General features: G+C 54.4%; 18 protein-coding genes. 16 read left to right on the top strand and 2 right to left on the bottom strand.

Annotated elements, in window-relative coordinates; all coding sequences use genetic code 11:
- Window positions 1-218 precede the first annotated feature (218 nt).
- On the bottom strand, window positions 219-2087 hold the full coding sequence (gene kup, locus IM291_RS17880) for a low affinity potassium transporter Kup (protein WP_041911753.1): 1869 nt from the start codon (window positions 2085-2087) through the stop codon (window positions 219-221).
- 221 nt (window positions 2088-2308) lie between these two features.
- On the opposite strand from kup, the gene ravA reads away from it, so the two are divergent.
- Together ravA and viaA are read left to right on the top strand one after the other, a co-directional pair.
- Window positions 2309-3805 carry an ATPase RavA gene (ravA, locus tag IM291_RS17875; protein ID WP_192987418.1) on the top strand — a complete coding sequence of 499 codons (1497 nt, stop codon included), beginning with the start codon at window positions 2309-2311 and terminating at the stop codon, window positions 3803-3805.
- A complete protein-coding gene (viaA, locus tag IM291_RS17870) occupies window positions 3799-5250 on the top strand; it encodes an ATPase RavA stimulator ViaA (protein ID WP_041911751.1) in 1452 nt (483 codons plus the stop codon). Before ravA ends, viaA begins: the two co-directional genes overlap by 7 nt.
- On the opposite strand, the gene asnA is transcribed toward viaA, so the two are convergent.
- Window positions 5251-6243 (bottom strand): aspartate--ammonia ligase, encoded by a 993-nt coding sequence (gene asnA, locus IM291_RS17865; protein ID WP_041911750.1) that lies wholly within the window; start codon window positions 6241-6243, stop codon window positions 5251-5253.
- Between the two features lie 151 nt (window positions 6244-6394).
- Here asnA and asnC point away from each other — a divergent pair, with 151 nt between their 5' ends.
- The 14 genes from asnC (at window position 6395) to glmU (ending at window position 19397) form a co-directional block, all read left to right on the top strand.
- Entirely contained in the window at window positions 6395-6853 is a 459-nt protein-coding gene (gene asnC, locus IM291_RS17860) for a transcriptional regulator AsnC (RefSeq protein ID WP_008500198.1), read from the top strand.
- Window positions 6854-6943: 90 nt separating this feature from the next.
- Window positions 6944-7393, top strand: coding sequence for an FMN-binding protein MioC (mioC, locus tag IM291_RS17855; RefSeq protein WP_041911749.1), 450 nt, complete (start codon window positions 6944-6946; stop codon window positions 7391-7393).
- Between the two features lie 374 nt (window positions 7394-7767).
- Window positions 7768-9657, top strand: coding sequence for a tRNA uridine-5-carboxymethylaminomethyl(34) synthesis enzyme MnmG (gene mnmG / locus IM291_RS17850; RefSeq protein WP_080329734.1), 1890 nt, complete (start codon window positions 7768-7770; stop codon window positions 9655-9657).
- A gap of 107 nt (window positions 9658-9764) precedes the next feature.
- The gene (gene rsmG / locus IM291_RS17845; protein ID WP_049001577.1) at window positions 9765-10388 is read left to right on the top strand and encodes a 16S rRNA (guanine(527)-N(7))-methyltransferase RsmG; all 624 of its coding nucleotides are present in this window, start codon (window positions 9765-9767) and stop codon (window positions 10386-10388) included.
- A 616-nt stretch (window positions 10389-11004) separates the two neighbouring features.
- Complete coding sequence (gene atpI / locus IM291_RS17840; protein ID WP_008500194.1) at window positions 11005-11385, top strand: F0F1 ATP synthase subunit I; 381 nt, start codon at window positions 11005-11007, stop codon at window positions 11383-11385.
- Between the two features lie 8 nt (window positions 11386-11393).
- Window positions 11394-12209, top strand: coding sequence for a F0F1 ATP synthase subunit A (gene atpB, locus IM291_RS17835; RefSeq protein ID WP_028014916.1), 816 nt, complete (start codon window positions 11394-11396; stop codon window positions 12207-12209).
- A 49-nt stretch (window positions 12210-12258) separates the two neighbouring features.
- Window positions 12259-12498, top strand: coding sequence for a F0F1 ATP synthase subunit C (gene atpE / locus IM291_RS17830; RefSeq protein WP_000429386.1), 240 nt, complete (start codon window positions 12259-12261; stop codon window positions 12496-12498).
- A 48-nt stretch (window positions 12499-12546) separates the two neighbouring features.
- Entirely contained in the window at window positions 12547-13017 is a 471-nt protein-coding gene (gene atpF, locus IM291_RS17825; RefSeq protein ID WP_003862370.1) for a F0F1 ATP synthase subunit B, read from the top strand.
- Window positions 13018-13031: 14 nt separating this feature from the next.
- The gene (gene atpH, locus IM291_RS17820) at window positions 13032-13565 is read left to right on the top strand and encodes a F0F1 ATP synthase subunit delta (RefSeq protein ID WP_003862369.1); all 534 of its coding nucleotides are present in this window, start codon (window positions 13032-13034) and stop codon (window positions 13563-13565) included.
- A 12-nt stretch (window positions 13566-13577) separates the two neighbouring features.
- Window positions 13578-15119, top strand: a complete 1542-nt coding sequence (gene atpA / locus IM291_RS17815; protein ID WP_003862367.1) for a F0F1 ATP synthase subunit alpha — start codon at window positions 13578-13580, stop codon at window positions 15117-15119.
- Window positions 15120-15170: 51 nt separating this feature from the next.
- Window positions 15171-16034, top strand: a complete 864-nt coding sequence (atpG, locus tag IM291_RS17810) for a F0F1 ATP synthase subunit gamma (RefSeq protein ID WP_003862364.1) — start codon at window positions 15171-15173, stop codon at window positions 16032-16034.
- A 31-nt stretch (window positions 16035-16065) separates the two neighbouring features.
- Window positions 16066-17448 carry a F0F1 ATP synthase subunit beta gene (atpD, locus tag IM291_RS17805; protein WP_003862362.1) on the top strand — a complete coding sequence of 461 codons (1383 nt, stop codon included), beginning with the start codon at window positions 16066-16068 and terminating at the stop codon, window positions 17446-17448.
- Window positions 17449-17468: 20 nt separating this feature from the next.
- Entirely contained in the window at window positions 17469-17888 is a 420-nt protein-coding gene (locus IM291_RS17800; RefSeq protein WP_006177560.1) for a F0F1 ATP synthase subunit epsilon, read from the top strand.
- 138 nt (window positions 17889-18026) lie between these two features.
- Window positions 18027-19397, top strand: a complete 1371-nt coding sequence (glmU, locus tag IM291_RS17795; RefSeq protein ID WP_192987417.1) for a bifunctional UDP-N-acetylglucosamine diphosphorylase/glucosamine-1-phosphate N-acetyltransferase GlmU — start codon at window positions 18027-18029, stop codon at window positions 19395-19397.
- Window positions 19398-19534 lie beyond the last annotated feature (137 nt).

Raw genomic sequence — 19534 nt, 5'->3', positions numbered from 1 at the left:
TCCACTAGCGAAACGTTTCGCTAAAAATAGTGTAGCCGCATAAATGTTCAGAAAACCATCATGACGTAACGGATTTGTGATCAACGTCGAAACGTTTCGCTAAGTGAAATGGAGGGGAGGTAAATGCAAAACGGTAACCGTCAGGTTACCGTTTTAGATGTTTGCGCCCTCTCCCTGTGGGAGAGGGACGGGGTGAGGGCATCAGGCCGCACGGAGACTTAAATCTCGACCTGCGTCCCCAGCTCAATGACGCGGTTAGGCGGGATCTCAAACTGGTCAGGCGCGCGCAGGGCGTTACGCTGCAGAATCAGATACAGCTTACCGCGCAGGCGCAGGTACCACGGGCGCTTGCCGATGATCAGCGACTCGTGCGACATAAAGAACGACGTCTCCATCATCCGGCAGCTTAACCCTTCCAGACCGCAGCGGTGGAACACCTCTTCCACGTTCGGCGTTTCGCGCCAGCCGTAGCTCGCCACCACGCGCCAGAAGGTCGGGGACAGCTGCTCAATCTGTACGCGGCGCACGTTGTGAACGTACGGCGCATCTTCGGTGCGCAGCGTCAGCAGGATCACGCGCTCGTGCAGCACTTTGTTGTGCTTAAGGTTATGCATCAGCGCAAACGGGATCACATTCAGGGCACGAGACATGTAAACCGCGGTACCCGGCACGCGCACCGGCGGGGATTTCTCAAGCGACGCGATCATCGCCTCCAGAGAATTACCGTGCTCATGCATGCGGCGCAGCAGGCGGAAGCGCTCGCTTTTCCATGTGGTCATGACAATGAACATCAACAGGCCCAGCGTCAGCGGCAGCCAGCCACCGGAGACAATTTTGTCGAGGTTCGCAGAGAACAGCGGCACGTCAATGCACAGGAAGCCCACCAGAATCATCCCCACGAGGAACTTATTCCAGTGCCAGTTGCGGTACGCCACCGTGGTGGAGAGAAGCGACGTCAGCACCATCGTACCGGTCACGGCAATACCGTAGGCCGCCGCCAGATTACTGGAGTGTTCGAAGCTAACAATCACGATCACAACAGCGAAGTAGAGCAGCCAGTTAACGAACGGGATGTAGATCTGGCCCGACTCCATCTCTGAGGTATGGATGATGCGCATTGGCGAGAGATATCCCAGACGAACGGCCTGACGGGTCAGAGAGAACACCCCGGAAATCACCGCCTGAGAGGCTATCACGGTCGCTAGCGTTGCGAGGATCAGCATAGGCACCAGCGCCCAGTCAGGTGCCAGCAGGAAGAATGGGTTCTTAATCGCTTCCGGGTTCTTGAGCAACAACGCGCCCTGACCGAAGTAGTTCAGCACCAGCGACGGGAGCACCACAATAAACCATGCCACGCGGATAGGCAGCTTCCCGAAATGCCCCATATCAGCATAGAGCGCCTCCACACCGGTGATGGAGAGCACGACCGCACCCAGCGCCACGAAGGAAACCACTTTGTATTCAAGGAAGAAATGCACCGCCCAGTAAGGGTTCAGCGCATGCAGCACGTCCGGGTTCGCAATAATGCTGCGCAAACCGAGCGCCGCCAGGATCAGGAACCAGGCCAGCATAATCGGCGCAAACAGTTTGCCCACCAGCCCGGTACCGTGTTTCTGGATCATGAACAGCAGCGTCAACACGATGATTGCCAGCGGGACAACCCAGGCATCAAGCTGCGGGGCAATAATCTCCAGCCCTTCAATCGCCGAGAGCACCGAGATAGCCGGTGTTATCACCACTTCCCCGTAGAAGAAGCTGCCACCTATCAGGCCGATAATCACCAGCACAGACGTCATTCTGGCCGAGGTATTACGACCGGCAAGGGACATCAGGGTCAGGATCCCGCCTTCGCCCGCATTATCTGCACGCATAACGAAGGAGAGATATTTAACGGAAACGACCAGAATCAGCAGCCAGAAGATGAGGGACAGGAAGCCAAACACGGCATCGCGCTCAACACCAAAGCCAAACTGGCCGGACAAACATTCACGAAGCGTATAAAGTGGGCTGGTGCCGATATCACCGTAGACAACCCCGATCGCCGCAAGCGTTATTGCGGGTAATGATTGCTTATTATCAGTGCTCATAGACTAGTCTTTTCGTTTAAATAACAAATGTGTTCCTGTCCCTTGGTCCACAAAAAGCGCACAGTATGCACGATTCATTGCAAAATCGTACCCCTAAATGCAACCGCATTAATGTAGCGCAAAGAAAATTGCGCCGCACTTCAGCCTATTACCAGCCCTGACTGAAACGTCTATACTCGCTTCAATTGGCCGCCACAACGGCGAAAGGATGCAAAACTATTATGGCTCACTCACATTTATTAGCAGAAAGAATTTCCCGCCTCAGCAGCGCGCTGGAGAAAGGCCTTTACGAGCGTAGCCACGCCATTCGCCTTTGCCTGCTGGCGGCATTGAGCGGTGAAAGCGTATTTCTGCTGGGACCGCCGGGCATTGCCAAAAGTTTGATTGCACGCCGCCTAAAGTTCGCTTTCCAGAGCGCTCGCGCATTCGAGTATTTGATGACGCGCTTCTCCACGCCAGAAGAAGTTTTCGGCCCGCTTTCTATTCAGGCCCTGAAAGATGAAGGGCGCTATGAGCGTCTGACGGCGGGCTATCTTCCAGAAGCGGAAATCGTCTTTCTTGATGAGATCTGGAAAGCCGGCCCGGCCATTCTGAATACCCTGCTGACGGCAATCAACGAACGTCGCTTCCGCAACGGCGCGAGCGAAGAGAAGATCCCCATGCGCCTGCTGGTGGCCGCGTCAAACGAACTGCCCGAAGCCGACAGCAGCCTGGAAGCGCTGTATGACCGCATGCTGATCCGCCTGTGGCTGGATAAAGTCCAGGATAAATCAAACTTCCGTTCAATGCTGGTGAGCCAGCAGGACGAAAACGAAAACCCGGTGGCACCTTCACTGCAGGTGACGGACGAGGAGTACCATCAGTGGCAGGAAGAGATCGGCAAAATTAAGCTGCCCGACGCCGTCTTTGAGCTGATCTTCATGCTGCGCCAGCAGCTTGATTCCCTGCCTTCCGCCCCGTACGTCTCGGATCGTCGATGGAAAAAAGCGATCCGTCTGCTCCAGGCCAGCGCGCTGTTCAGCGGTCGCGACGCGGTCGCCCCTATCGATCTGATCCTGCTAAAAGACTGCCTCTGGCACGACGCAGAAGGCATGAACCTGATGCAGCAGCAGCTGGACGTTTTGATGACCGGGCACGCCTGGGGGCAGCAGGCGATGCTCAACCAGCTGGGGGCGATTGCCCAACGGCGCATTCAGCTCCAGCAGCAGCAAAGCGATAAAACCGCGCTAAAAGTGAACCGACTGGGCGGCATGTTCGCCCGCAAACCGCATTACGAGCTACCCGCCGATCTGACCGGCACGACGCTGACACTGCTGCTCCAGCAGCCCCTCAAGCTGCATGATATGCAGGTGGTGCACATTACGATTGAGCGCGAGCCGCTGGCGCAGTGGCTGGATAAGGGCGGGGAGATCCGCGGAAAGCTCAACGGCATCGGTTTCGCGCAGCCGCTGAATATGGAAGTGGACAGCAGTCAGCACCTTGTGATCCGCGACGTGAGCCTTCAGGGATCGCGTCTTGCGCTTCCCGGCACCGCCTCGGACAGCGTGCCGGAAGAGATTAAACAGCAGCTGGAAGCGCTGGATACCGAATGGCATCAGCAGCACACCCGCTTCAGCGAGCAGCAAAAATGCCTCTTTATTCATAGCGACTGGCTAGGTCGCATTGAAGCCAGCCTGCAGGACGTCAGCGCGCAGATCAAACAGGCGCGTCAATGCTAACGCTGGACACGCTCAATATGATGCTGGCCGTCAGCGAGGAAGGGTTGATCGAGGAGGTGGTGATTACCCTTCTGGCATCGCCGCAGCTGGCGGCCTTCTTTGAAAAATTCCCAAAGCTCAAAAAAGCGATGACGGACGATCTCCCGCGCTGGCGCGACAACCTGCGGCAGCGGTTTAAGGAGACAGAAGTCCCGCCTGAACTGACGGAGGAAGTCGCGGCCTATCAGCAGTGTCAGCGGCTATCGACGCCACAGTTTATCGTCCAGATCCCGCAAACCCTTACCCTGCTCGATAAAGTCCACTCTCCGTTTGCCAGCCAGGCCAGAACGCTGGTCACAGAAAACGCCACCTTTACCCCGGCGCTGCACACGCTCTTTTTACAGCGCTGGCGCCTGAGCCTGGTCGTCCAGGCTACCACGCTGAACCAACAGCTTCTGGATGAAGAGCGGGAACAGCTGCTCAGCGAAGTCCAGGAACGCATGACGCTGAGTGGCCAGCTCGAAGAGGTGCTGGTAGAAAATGAAAACGCCGCTGGTCGCCTCTGGGATATGAGCGCCGGGCAGCTGCGGCGCGGGGATTATCAACTGATCGTGAAGTACGGCGACTTTCTTACCCAGCAGCCGGAGCTGATGAAGCTCGCGGAACAGCTCGGCCGCTCGCGAGAGGCCAAATCGGTCCCAAAGAAGGATGCCCCGATGGAAACCTTCCGCACCCTTGTACGCGAACCGGCTACCGTGCCGGAGCAGGTCGACGGACTCCAGCAAAGCGATGACATCCTGCGCCTGCTGCCGACCGAGCTAAGCACGCTGGGGATGACCGAACTGGAGTATGAGTTTTACCGGCGGCTGGTGGAAAAACAGCTTCTCACCTATCGGCTGCACGGCGAAGCCTGGCGAGAGAAGCTCAGCCAGCGCCCGGTCGTGCATCAGGACTTTGATGAGCAGCCGCGCGGGCCGTTTATTGTCTGCGTGGATACGTCCGGCTCAATGGGCGGCTTTAACGAGCAGTGTGCGAAGGCGTTCTGTCTGGCGCTGATGCGCGTGGCGCTCGCTGACCGCCGTCGCTGCTTTATCATGCTCTTCTCCAGCGAAGTCGTGGGCTACGAGCTGACGAACCAGCAGGGCATTGAGCAGGCCATCCGCTTTTTAAGCCAGCGTTTTCGCGGCGGCACCGATCTGGCCAGCTGTTTTCGCAGCATTGTAGAACGGATGCAGGGCGGCGACTGGTACGACGCTGACGCGGTGGTGATTTCCGATTTCATTGCCCAGCGGCTGCCGGAAGATGTGGTAAATAAAGTGAAGGAGCTGCAGCGCGTGCACCAGCACCGTTTTCATGCCGTGGCGATGTCCGCACATGGAAAACCCGGCATCATGCGCATCTTCGATCATATCTGGCGCTTTGATACCGGGTTGCGTAGCCGCCTGCTCAGACGCTGGCGGCGTTAATTAAAGAAGAGAATCGACGCTTTCACGTACCTGCTGCGGCCAGACCCCACACTGCACCTGACCAATGTGAGACAGTTGCAGCAGCAGCATGGTCAGACGGGACTGCCCGATACCGCCGCCGATGGTCTGCGGCATTTCACCGCGCAACAGCGCCTGATGCCACTCTAATTTAAGGCGATCTTCATCACCGGTCACCGCCAGCTGGCGCTTCAGCGCCTCTGCATCCACGCGGATCCCCATCGAAGAGAGCTCAAACGCATCTTCCAGAACCGGGTTCCAGACCAGAATATCGCCGTTCAGACCGGCATATTCGCTTTCGCCCGCGGTGCTCCAGTCATCATAATCCGGCGCACGCACGTCGTGACGTTTGCCATCAGACAGTTTGCCGCCGATGCCAATCAGAAATACCGCGCCCAGCTCTTTGGCGATCGCCCGCTCGCGGCCTTTGGCATCCAGATCCGGGAAGCGGCTCAGCAGTTCCTGGCTGTGGACAAAGTGGATCGTATCCGGCAGGAACGGTACCAGACCAAACTCTTTGCTCACGGCCGCTTCGGTCGCTTTGATCCCCGCGTAGATCGCCTCAACGGTGGATTTCAGCGTGCCGACATGACGCTCGCCGTCACCCATTACGCGCTCCCAGTCCCACTGGTCAACGTAGACAGAGTGAATCGGGGAGAGGCGGTCTTCATCGGGGCGAAGGGCTTTCATGTGCGTGTAGAGCCCTTCGCCCGCGCTGAAGTCGTGTTGTCCCAGGGTTTGACGCTTCCACTTCGCCAGGGAATGCACCACTTCGAACTGGGCGTCTGGCAGTGTTTTCACTTTTACCTGTACCGCTTTTTCGCAACCAGACAGGTTATCCTGCGTCCCGTCACCCACGCGGCTCAGAATCGGCGCCTGAACTTCAATAAGACCAAGCTTCTCTTCAAGCTGGCGGGAAAAATGGGATTTTACGAAACTGATCTGGCGTTGTTTTGCGATGTAAGCGGTTTTCATTATTTATACTCCTGCGTCCTGTTGATAATGATTAAGCAACAGAACCGACACTTAATTCAATAACCCATCAACAAAAAGCCACCTTCACTTTTGATTCGTTAAAATAAGACGCTAGAATAGACGTATTCATTAATCTTCATAAGAAAAAGCTATGGAAAATTATCAGATCGACAATCTGGACCGCGGCATCCTTGAGGCCTTAATGGCCAATGCCCGTACAGCCTACGCCGAACTGGCGAAACAGTTTGGCGTCAGCCCGGGAACCATTCACGTTCGCGTAGAGAAGATGAAGCAGGCAGGGATCATTACCGGCGCGCGCATCGACGTCAGCCCGAAGCAGCTGGGTTACGACGTCTGCTGCTTCATCGGCATTATTCTTAAAAGCGCAAAAGATTACCCCTCCGCGCTGGCAAAGCTGAACGCGCTCGATGAAGTCACCGAGGCGTACTACACCACCGGGCACTACAGCATCTTTATTAAAGTGATGTGCCGATCCATCGATGCCCTCCAGCAGGTACTTATCAACAAGATCCAAACAATCGATGAAATTCAGTCCACCGAGACACTGATCTCCCTGCAAAACCCGATCATGCGTACCATCCGCCCGTGATCGGGCAAATTCATTCCCACATTTTCCACAGGTAGATCCCAGCTCGTTCACAGCGTACAATGATCCCCTCTTTATCTGAGCGAGCGATCAATGGCGGACATTACCCTTATCAGCGGCAGCACTCTTGGCGGTGCGGAATACGTAGCGGAACATCTGGCTGAGAAGCTGGAAGATGCAGGCTTTTCTACACAAACGCTGCACGGGCCGCTGCTTGAAGATCTCCCGGCTGACGGGGTCTGGCTGCTGATCACCTCCACGCACGGCGCGGGCGATCTGCCGGATAACCTGCAACCTTTATATGACGAACTGCTGGAACAGCAGCCCGACCTGTCAAACGTCCGTTTTGGCGCAGTGGGGATCGGCAGTCGTGAATATGACACCTTTTGCGGGGCAATAGAGAAGGTCGAAGCCGCTGTTACCGCTTGCGGAGCAAAACAGCTGGGTGAAACGCTCAAGATCAACATCCTCGATCATGACATTCCGGAAGATCCAGCCGAGATCTGGCTCGCGGAATGGAAAAATTTACTCAAAAACGATTAAAGATCGCGCGAACAGATGTGGATAACTCTGGTTAAAAGCTCGTATTAACCCGTAGTTATCCAAAGAACAACCCTAGCGTCGTTTTTGGCCTGTGCATAAAGTCGCGATCTGATCCCAGCTTATACGGTCCTGGATCACCGATCATTCACAGCAAACGATCCTTCCTAACTGCATGATCTTATTTGCAGGATCGGACTTATCCACACGTGTCCGCGATCCTAATAAGAGATCACAATAGAACAGATCTCTAAATAAAAAGATCTTCTTTTTAATAGCCCAGGATCCCAATGCTTTCTCGAAAGACTAAAGTTGAGTAGAATCCACGGCCCGGGCTTCAATCCATTTTCATACCGCTTTACGCGAGGCAGACCACCATGTTTTATCAGGATCCTTTTGACGTCATCATCATTGGCGGGGGTCATGCAGGCACTGAGGCCGCAATGGCCGCAGCGCGAATGGGTCAGCAGACCCTGCTTTTGACACACAATATCGACACGCTGGGACAAATGTCCTGTAATCCGGCGATTGGCGGCATTGGGAAAGGACACCTGGTAAAAGAAGTGGATGCACTTGGCGGCCTGATGGCGAAAGCGATCGATCATGCGGGCATTCAGTTTAGGATACTAAACGCGAGTAAAGGCCCTGCTGTTCGCGCCACTCGTGCGCAGGCAGACCGCGTGCTTTACCGCCAGGCCGTGCGCACCGCGCTGGAGAACCAGCCGAACCTGATGATCTTCCAGCAGGCGGTAGAAGATCTTATCGTTGAGAACGATCGCGTCGTGGGCGCCGTGACCCAGATGGGCCTCAAGTTCCGCGCCAAAGCCGTGGTGCTTACGGTCGGGACATTCCTGGACGGCAAAATCCATATTGGTCTGGACAACTACAGCGGTGGCCGTGCTGGCGATCCGCCGTCCATTCCGCTGTCTCGTCGTCTGCGTGAACTGCCGCTGCGCGTCAGCCGTCTGAAAACCGGCACGCCGCCGCGTATCGATGCGCGCACCATTGATTTCAGCGTACTGGCCCAACAGCACGGCGATAACCCGATGCCGGTTTTCTCGTTCATGGGCAACGCGGCGCAACACCCGCAGCAGGTACCGTGCTACATCACGCATACCAACGAAAAAACCCATGACGTGATCCGCAATAACCTCGATCGCAGCCCAATGTACGCTGGCGTGATCGAAGGGATCGGCCCGCGTTACTGCCCGTCGATCGAAGACAAAGTGATGCGCTTTGCCGATCGTAACCAGCATCAGATCTTCCTGGAGCCGGAAGGGCTGACCTCGAACGAAATTTACCCGAACGGCATCTCCACCAGCCTGCCCTTCGACGTGCAGATGCAAATTGTTCGCTCAATGCAGGGGATGGAGAATGCGAAAATCGTTCGCCCTGGCTACGCTATTGAGTACGATTTCTTCGACCCGCGTGACCTGAAGCCGACGCTGGAGAGCAAATTCATCCACGGTCTGTTTTTCGCGGGGCAGATCAACGGCACCACCGGCTACGAAGAAGCCGCAGCGCAGGGGTTGCTTGCCGGTCTGAACGCTGCCCGCTTCTCTGCCGAGAAAGAGGGCTGGGCGCCGTCGCGTTCTCAGGCCTATCTGGGCGTTTTGGTCGACGATCTCTGCACGCTGGGCACCAAAGAACCGTACCGTATGTTTACCTCTCGCGCGGAATATCGTCTGATGCTGCGCGAGGACAACGCCGACCTGCGTCTGACCGAGATAGGCCGCGAGCTGGGTCTGGTGGATGACGAACGCTGGGCGCGCTTTAACGAGAAGCTGGAACGTATTGAACAGGAACGTCAGCGCCTGAAAACCACGTGGGTAAACCCACAGGCGGAAACCGCTGCCGAAGTGAACGCTCACTTAACAGCGCCGCTGTCGCGTGAAGCCAGCGGCGAAGATCTGCTGCGTCGTCCTGAAGTCACCTACGAGAATCTGGTCAAACTGACCGCGTTCGCACCGGGCCTTGAAGACGCTGAAGCTGCCGAGCAGGTCGAAATTCAGGTGAAGTACGAAGGCTACATCGCGCGTCAGCAGGATGAGATCGAAAAACAGCAGCGCAACGAAAACACGCTGCTGCCGGAAATGCTGGACTACCGTCAGGTGACGGGCCTTTCCAACGAAGTGATCGCTAAGCTGAACGATCACAAACCGGTATCGATTGGCCAGGCCTCCCGTATCTCGGGCGTTACGCCGGCGGCGATTTCGATCCTGCTGGTGTGGCTGAAAAAGCAGGGCATGCTGCGCCGTAGCGCGTAATTGACATTGCTTTTGGCGGGTGGCGCTTCGCTGGCCCGCCCTACTTATTCGTAGGCCCGGTAAGCGGCAGCGCCGCCGGGCAAAAAAACTCTCAACAGGTATTCACCGTGCTCAACAAACTCTCTCGTCTGCTGGATCAGGCAGGTATTTCGCTCACCGATCACCAGAAAAACCAGCTGGTGGCGTATGTCGATATGCTGAACAAATGGAATAAAGCGTACAACCTGACGTCTGTGCGCGATCCCAACGAGATGCTGGTTCGCCATATTCTCGATAGTATCGTGGTGGCGCCGTACCTGAAAGGTGAACGTTTTATCGACGTGGGGACGGGGCCGGGTTTGCCGGGCGTTCCGCTGTCGATTGTCCGACCCGAGAGCCATTTCACGCTGCTGGACAGCCTGGGCAAGCGCGTGCGCTTTTTACGCCAGGTTCAGCATGAACTGAAGCTCGATAACATCACGCCCGTACAGAGCAGGGTAGAGGAGTTTCCGGCAGAGCCGCCGTTTGACGGCGTTATCAGCCGTGCGTTTGCTTCACTCAATGACATGGTGAGCTGGTGTAAGCATCTGCCGGCAGAAGATGGCCGTTTTTATGCGCTGAAAGGGCAGCTGCCCGGTGATGAAATTGAACAGCTTCCGGACGGTTTTAGCGTTGAAACCATCGAGAAATTAAACGTTCCGCAGCTCGACGGTGAACGTCATCTGGTGATAATTAAGCCAAACAATTTTTAAAAAAATAATAAAAAATGTGGAATTTGTGCTGTTCTGAGTATGTTAAAAAACAGCACAACTAACCGGGATTAACCAGAGAGCGTTTAACCGCTTTTTTACCAGGGATTTTCTTGCGGTTAACCTCACGTCGATTATTCATCGTGAAGATAGTCAACTATGAAAATATCAGTCTGCTAAAAGTGGAAGGCTGTAACCAGAACGCAATGTTAATTATTTATTAAGAATGTCAATAAAAGGTTTTTATTGTGTACGGGGCTGTTTTGAAAATAGTTGCGATATTTTGTGTTTAATTTCAGAAAGATAATCCTTGGCGATTTACGGCTTTGATAAATACAACCTTATCGCAAATGTGTGTTTTGTGATCTCGTGCACGCTTTGTAGTCAACGTTTTCGCGCTGTTTGCAGTTTTGCTCGAAGGTCGATGCTTTCTACGAAAGTTAAAAAATAGCGCTGGGGAAAAATATTTAAACATTTATTCACCTTTTCGCTACTTAATGTTTGAAATCACGGGTACGCACCGTATAATTTGTCCGCTTTTTGATGCTTGACTCTGAGCCTTAAAGGACGTTTTATACGACACGCGGCATACCTCGAAGGGAGCAGGAGTAAAAACGTGATGTCTGTGTCGCTCTTGAGTAGAAACGTTGCTCGTAAGCTTCTGTTCATTCAGTTTCTGGCTGTGATAGCAAGTGGACTGCTGTTTAGCCTCAAAGACCCCTTCTGGGGCATCTCCGCCGTGTGCGGGGGTTTGGCGGTCGTGCTGCCAAACGTGTTGTTTATGATTTTTGCCTGGCGTCATCAGGCGCATACACCCGCCAAAGGCCGCGTGGCCTGGTCCTTCGCCCTCGGCGAAGTGTGTAAGGTGTTGCTGACCTTTGCTCTACTGGTGATGGCGCTGGCGGTTTTGAAAGTGGTATTCATGCCGCTGATAGCAACGTGGGTTTTGGTGCTGGTGGTACAAGTTCTGGCTCCAGCTGTAATCAATAACAAAGGGTAAAAGGCATCATGGCTTCAGAAAATATGACGCCGCAGGATTACATAGGTCACCATCTGAATAACCTTCAGCTGGACCTGCGTACATTCTCGCTGGTGGATCCACATAACCCCCCGGCCACCTTCTGGACGATCAACATCGACTCCATGTTCTTCTCGGTGGTTTTGGGTCTTCTGTTCCTGGCCATGTTCCGCAGCGTTGCTAAAAAAGCGACCAGCGGTGTTCCAGGGAAATTCCAGACGTTCGTTGAGATGATCATCGGCTTCGTCCATGGCAGCGTGAAAGACATGTACCATGGTAAGAGCAAGCTGATTGCTCCGCTGGCCCTGACCGTGTTCGTTTGGGTCTTCCTGATGAACCTGATGGACCTGCTGCCAATTGACCTGCTGCCGTTCATCGGCGAGCACATCTTCGGCCTGCCTGCGCTGCGTGTTGTACCGTCTGCGGACGTGAACATCACCCTGTCGATGGCGCTGGGCGTGTTTATCCTGATTCTTTTCTACAGCATCAAAATGAAAGGCGTAAGCGGCTTTGTGAAAGAGCTTACCTTGCAGCCGTTCAACCACTGGGCGTTTATTCCGGTCAACCTGATCCTGGAAGGCGTTAGCCTGCTGTCCAAACCTGTTTCACTGGGTCTGCGACTGTTCGGCAACATGTATGCGGGTGAGCTGATTTTCATTCTGATCGCGGGTCTTCTGCCGTGGTGGTCACAGTGGGTTCTGAATGTGCCATGGGCCATTTTCCACATCCTGATCATTACGCTGCAAGCCTTTATCTTCATGGTTCTGACGATCGTCTATCTGTCGATGGCGTCTGAAGAGCACTGATTTTTTACCAACACTACTACGTTTTAATTGAAACAAACTGGAGACTGTCATGGAAAACCTGAATATGGATCTGCTGTACATGGCTGCCGCTGTGATGATGGGTCTGGCGGCTATCGGTGCTGCGATCGGTATCGGCATCCTCGGAGGTAAATTCCTGGAAGGCGCAGCGCGTCAACCTGATCTGATTCCTCTGCTGCGTACTCAGTTCTTTATCGTTATGGGTCTGGTGGATGCTATCCCAATGATCGCTGTAGGTCTGGGTCTGTACGTGATGTTTGCTGTCGCGTAGTAGTTGTTTTAAAACCCCAAGCCACAGAAATTTAAGAGGTATTGTGCTGTGAACATGAACGCAACAATCCTCGGCCAGGCCATCGCGTTTATTCTCTTTGTCTGGTTCTGCATGAAGTATGTATGGCCGCCTTTAATGGCTGCCATCGAAAAACGTCAGAAAGAAATTGCTGACGGTCTGGCTTCCGCAGAACGCGCTAAGAAAGATTTGGACCTTGCACAGGCCAACGCGACAGACCAGCTGAAAAAAGCGAAAGCTGAAGCTCAGGTAATCATTGAACAGGCTAACAAGCGCCGTTCTCAGATCCTGGACGAAGCCAAAGCTGAAGCAGAACAGGAACGTACTAAGATCGTGACACAGGCTCAGGCTGAAATTGAAGCTGAGCGTAAACGTGCTCGTGAAGAACTGCGTAAGCAGGTTGCGATTCTGGCTGTTGCTGGCGCCGAGAAGATCATCGAACGTTCCGTGGATGAAGCTGCTAACAGCGACATCGTGGACAAACTTGTCGCTGAACTGTAAGGAGGGAGGGGCTGATGTCTGAATTTGTTACGGTAGCTCGCCCCTACGCCAAAGCAGCTTTTGACTTTGCTGTCGAACACCAAAATGTCGATCGCTGGCAGAATATGCTGGCGTTTGCCGCTGAGGTGACGAAAAACGAACAAATGGCCGAGTTGCTTTCCGGTGCGTTAGCGCCTGAAACCCTCGCCGCGTCGTTTATCGCCGTGTGCGGAGAGCAACTGGATGCCAACGGCCAGAACCTGATTAAGGTCATGGCAGAAAATGGTCGTCTCCGTGTGCTCCCGGATGTTCTCGAGCAGTTTGAGCACTTACGTGCCCTTAGTGAAGCAACTGCAGAAGTCGAAGTGACTTCCGCGACTGAACTGAGTGACGAACAGCTTGCGAAAATCACCGCCGCGATGGAAAAACGTCTGTCACGCAAAGTTAAGCTGAATTGCAAAATCGATAAGTCTGTAATGGCAGGCGTAATCATCCGCTCGGGTGATATGGTCATTGATGGCAGCGTACGCGGCCGTCTTGAGCGCCTTGCAGACGTCTTGCAGTCTTAAGGGGACTGGAGCATGCAACTGAATTCCACCGAAATCAGCGAACTGATCAAGCAGCGCATTGCTCAGTTCAATGTTGTGAGTGAAGCTCACAACGAAGGTACTATTGTTTCTGTAAGTGACGGTGTTATCCGCATCCACGGCCTGGCCGATTGTATGCAGGGTGAGATGATTTCCCTGCCGGGTAACCGTTACGCTATCGCACTGAACCTGGAGCGCGACTCCGTAGGTGCAGTTGTGATGGGTCCATACGCTGACCTCGCCGAAGGCATGAAGGTTAAGTGTACTGGCCGTATTCTGGAAGTGCCGGTTGGCCGTGGCCTGCTGGGTCGCGTTGTTAACACCCTGGGTGCGCCAATCGACGGTAAAGGTCCGGTTGAGCACGATGGCTTCTCCCCAATCGAAGTTATCGCACCAGGCGTTATCGACCGTCAGTCCGTTGATCAGCCAGTGCAGACTGGTTATAAGTCCGTTGACGCCATGATCCCAATCGGTCGTGGTCAGCGTGAACTGATCATCGGTGACCGTCAGACCGGTAAAACCGCGATGGCAATCGACGCCATCATCAACCAGCGTGACTCCGGCATCAAATGTGTGTACGTGGCTATCGGCCAGAAAGCGTCCACCATTTCTAACGTGGTTCGTAAACTGGAAGAGCACGGCGCGCTGTCTAACACCATCGTTGTGGTAGCAACCGCGTCTGAATCTGCTGCACTGCAATACCTGGCGCCATACGCCGGTTGCGCAATGGGCGAATACTTCCGTGACCGCGGTGAAGATGCGCTGATCGTATACGATGACCTGTCTAAACAGGCTGTTGCTTATCGTCAGGTTTCCCTGCTGCTCCGTCGTCCACCAGGACGTGAAGCATTCCCGGGCGACGTATTCTACCTCCACTCTCGTCTGCTGGAGCGTGCTTCCCGCGTTAACGCGGAATACGTCGAGAACTTCACCAAAGGTGAAGTGAAGGGTAAAACAGGTTCTCTGACCGCGCTGCCGATCATTGAAACCCAGGCGGGTGACGTTTCTGCGTTCGTTCCGACCAACGTAATCTCCATTACCGATGGTCAGATCTTCCTGGAAACCAACCTGTTTAACTCCGGTATTCGTCCGGCGGTTAACCCGGGTATCTCCGTATCCCGTGTGGGTGGTGCTGCTCAGACCAAGATCATCAAGAAACTGTCCGGTGGTATCCGTACCGCGCTGGCACAGTATCGTGAACTGGCTGCGTTCTCTCAGTTCGCATCCGATCTGGACGAAGCAACCCGTAAACAGCTGAGCCACGGTCAGAAAGTGACCGAGCTGCTGAAGCAGAAACAGTACGCTCCAATGTCTGTTGCTCAGCAGGGCCTGGTACTGTTCGCGGCTGAACGCGGTTACCTCGAAGATGTGGAACTGGCGAAAATCGGTAGCTTTGAAGCCGCTCTGCTGGCTTACGTCGACCGTGATCACGCTCCGCTGATGCAAGAGATCAACCAGACCGGTGGCTATAACGACGAAATCGAAGGCAAGCTGAAAGCTATCCTCGATTCCTTCAAAGCAACCCAATCCTGGTAATCGTCCGGCGGCTTGTCTCAGGGCAAGCCGCCTGGCATTGAGGAGAAGCTCATGGCCGGCGCAAAAGAGATACGTAGTAAGATCGCAAGCGTCCAGAACACGCAAAAGATCACTAAAGCGATGGAGATGGTCGCCGCTTCCAAAATGCGTAAATCGCAGGATCGCATGGCGGCCAGCCGTCCTTATGCAGAGACCATGCGCAAAGTGATTGGTCACCTTGCAAACGGTAATCTGGAATATAAGCACCCTTACCTGGAAGAACGCGACGTTAAGCGCGTGGGCTACCTGGTGGTGTCGACTGACCGTGGTCTGTGTGGCGGCTTGAACATTAACCTGTTCAAAAAACTGCTGGCGGATATGAAAGGCTGGTCTGATAAAGGCGTTCAGTGCGATCTGGCACTGATTGGCTCTAAAGGCGTCTCTTTCTTTAACTCCGTTGGTGGCAACATTGTCGCTCAGGTGACCGGTATGGGTGATAACCCGTCCCTGTCCGAACTGATCGGCCCGGTTAAAGTGATGTTGCAGGCCTACGATGAAGGCCGTCTGGACAGACTGTACGTTGTCAGCAACAAATTCATTAACACCATGTCTCAGGTTCCAACGCTCACTCAGATGCTGCCGTTACCGGCATCAGAAGATGACGAGCTGAAGCAGAAAGCCTGGGATTACCTGTATGAACCCGATCCGAAACCGCTGCTGGATACCCTGCTGCGTCGTTACGTTGAATCTCAGGTTTATCAGGGCGTTGTAGAAAACCTGGCCAGCGAGCAGGCCGCACGAATGGTGGCGATGAAAGCCGCGACCGATAATGGCGGCAGCCTGATTAAAGAGCTGCAGTTGGTTTACAACAAAGCTCGTCAGGCCAGCATTACTCAGGAACTCACCGAGATCGTCTCGGGGGCCGCCGCGGTTTAACCAGGTTTACGAATTACGTAGAGGATTCAAGATGGCTACTGGAAAGATTGTCCAGGTAATCGGCGCCGTGGTGGACGTCGAGTTCCCTCAGGACGCCGTACCACGCGTGTACGACGCGCTTGAGGTACAGAATGGTAACGAGAGCCTGGTGCTGGAAGTTCAGCAGCAGCTCGGCGGCGGTATCGTGCGTACCATCGCGATGGGTTCTTCCGACGGTCTGCGTCGTGGTCTGGAAGTTAAAGACCTTGAGCACCCGATCGAAGTCCCGGTAGGTAAAGCAACACTGGGTCGTATCATGAACGTATTGGGTCAGCCAATCGACATGAAAGGCGACATCGGTGAAGAAGAGCGTTGGGCTATCCACCGCGCGGCACCTTCCTACGAAGAGCTGTCCAGCTCTCAGGAACTGCTGGAAACCGGCATCAAAGTTATCGACCTGATGTGTCCGTTTGCGAAGGGCGGTAAAGTTGGTCTGTTCGGTGGTGCGGGTGTAGGTAAAACCGTAAACATGATGGAGCTGATCCGTAACATCGCGATCGAGCACTCCGGTTACTCCGTGTTTGCGGGCGTAGGTGAACGTACTCGTGAGGGTAACGACTTCTACCACGAAATGACCGACTCCAACGTTCTGGACAAAGTATCCCTGGTTTACGGCCAGATGAACGAGCCACCAGGAAACCGTCTGCGCGTTGCGCTGACCGGCCTGACAATGGCTGAGAAATTCCGTGACGAAGGCCGTGACGTTCTGCTGTTCGTTGATAACATCTATCGTTACACCCTGGCCGGTACCGAAGTATCTGCACTGCTGGGTCGTATGCCTTCAGCGGTAGGTTATCAGCCTACGCTTGCGGAAGAGATGGGTGTTCTTCAGGAACGTATCACCTCTACCAAAACCGGTTCTATCACCTCCGTTCAGGCGGTATACGTACCTGCGGATGACTTGACTGACCCATCTCCAGCCACCACCTTTGCGCACTTAGACGCAACCGTGGTACTGAGCCGTCAGATCGCGTCTCTGGGTATCTACCCGGCCGTTGACCCGCTGGACTCCACCAGCCGTCAGCTGGATCCACTGGTTGTTGGTCAGGAACACTACGACACCGCGCGTGGCGTACAGTCCCTGCTGCAGCGTTACCAGGAGCTGAAAGACATCATCGCCATCCTGGGTATGGATGAACTGTCTGAAGAAGACAAACTGGTGGTAGCACGTGCGCGTAAGATCCAGCGCTTCCTGTCCCAGCCGTTCTTCGTTGCGGAAGTATTCACCGGTTCTCCGGGTAAATACGTTTCCCTGAAAGACACCATCCGTGGCTTTAAAGGCATCATGGAAGGCGAATACGATCACCTGCCAGAGCAGGCGTTCTACATGGTTGGTTCCATCGAAGAAGCCGTGGAAAAAGCCAAAAAACTTTAACGCCTTAATCGGAGGGTGATATGGCAATGACTTACCACCTGGACGTCGTCAGCGCAGAGCAACAAATGTTCTCTGGTCTGGTCGAGAAAATCCAGGTAACGGGCAGTGAAGGTGAACTGGGTATTTTCCCGGGTCACGCACCGCTGCTCACCGCCATTAAGCCTGGTATGATCCGCATCGTTAAACAGTTCGGTCACGAAGAGTTTATCTATCTGTCCGGCGGCATTCTTGAAGTGCAGCCTGGCAGTGTGACCGTTCTGGCCGATACCGCTATTCGTGGCCAGGATCTCGACGAAGCGCGAGCCCTGGAGTCGAAGCGTAAGGCTGAAGAGCACATTAGCAGCTCTCATGGTGACGTGGATTACGCTCAGGCGTCTGCGGAGCTGGCCAAAGCGATCGCGAAACTGCGCGTTATCGAGTTGACCAAAAAAGCGATGTAACACCGGCTTGAAAAGCACAAAAGCCAGTCTGGATACCAGACTGGCTTTTTTTTTGATCCTTAATTCATGATGAAAAAGATGTAGAATTTTAGGCATCAAACGTTTTTACTTCTCACTCAAACTACCGTCAGGATGCGTATGTCAAACAGTGCGATGAGCGTGGTGATCCTTGCCGCTGGCAAAGGTACCCGCATGTATTCCGATCTGCCTAAAGTGCTCCACACGCTGGCAGGAAAGCCAATGGTGCAGCATGTCATTGATGCAGCGAATGAACTGGGTGCCCGTCAGGTTCACCTGGTCTACGGCCACGGCGGCGATCTGCTTAAAAAGACGCTGAGCGATGATGCGCTCAACTGGGTGCTTCAGGCTGAACAGCTGGGTACCGGTCATGCGATGCAGCAGGCTGCGCCGTTCTTTGCCGATGACGAAGATATTCTGATGCTTTACGGCGACGTTCCGCTGATCTCCGTTGAAACGCTGACTCGCCTGCGTGCAGCCAAGCCGCAGGGCGGCATCGGTTTATTGACCGTTGTGCTGGACGATCCAACGGGCTATGGCCGTATCACGCGTGAAAACGGCAACGTAACGGGTATCGTTGAACATAAAGATGCCAGTGATGAACACCGCAAGATTCAGGAGATCAACACCGGCATCCTGATTGCCAATGGTGCGGACATGAAGCGCTGGCTCTCTCAGCTCGACAACAATAACGCGCAGGGTGAGTACTACATCACCGACATCATTGCGATGGCATATCACGAAGGGCGTGAGATCGCCGCCGTTCATCCGGCGCGCATCAGCGAAACGGACGGCGTGAATAACCGCCTGCAGCTTTCCCGTCTTGAGCGTATTTATCAGTCCGAGCAGGCCGAAAAACTGCTGCTCGCGGGCGTGATGCTGCGCGATCCGGCGCGTTTCGATTTGCGCGGCACCGTGTCTCACGGGCGCGACGTTGAGATCGATACTAACGTTATTCTTGAAGGCAACGTCACGCTGGGCAACCGCGTCAAAATTGGCGCCGGCTGCGTGATTAAAAACAGCGTTATCGGCGACGACTGCGAAATCAGCCCGTACAGCGTGGTGGAAGATGCTCATCTTGAAGCAGCGTGTACCATCGGCCCGTTTGCGCGTCTGCGCCCGGGCGCTGAGCTGCTGGAAGGCGCGCACGTGGGTAACTTCGTGGAAATGAAAAAAGCGCGTCTGGGTAAAGGCTCCAAAGCGGGTCATTTAACCTATCTGGGCGATGCGGAGATTGGCGACAACGTGAATATCGGTGCAGGAACCATTACCTGTAACTATGACGGCGCCAATAAGTTTAAAACCATCATCGGCAATGACGTGTTCGTGGGCTCGGACACGCAGCTGGTGGCACCGGTTACCGTGGGTAACGGCGTGACCATTGCCGCCGGCACGACCGTCACGCGCGACGTAGCGGATAACGAGCTGGTGTTAAGCCGCGTGCCGCAGGTACACAAGCAGGGCTGGAAACGCCCGGTGAAGAAAAAGTAACAACAAGGCGGGTGGCGCTACGCTTACCCGCCTACGATTGAGTAGGCCTGATAAGGCGTAGCCGTCATCAGGCAAACCCGGGAGAGGAGATAAATATATATCTCCCCCCACAAGCAGTACCCATAAAAATAACCCCA

This window comes from Enterobacter cloacae complex sp. P27C, assembly GCF_014895705.1.
Taxonomy (GTDB): domain Bacteria; phylum Pseudomonadota; class Gammaproteobacteria; order Enterobacterales; family Enterobacteriaceae; genus Enterobacter; species Enterobacter bugandensis.
This window is presented reverse-complemented; position numbering and strand designations above follow the sequence as displayed.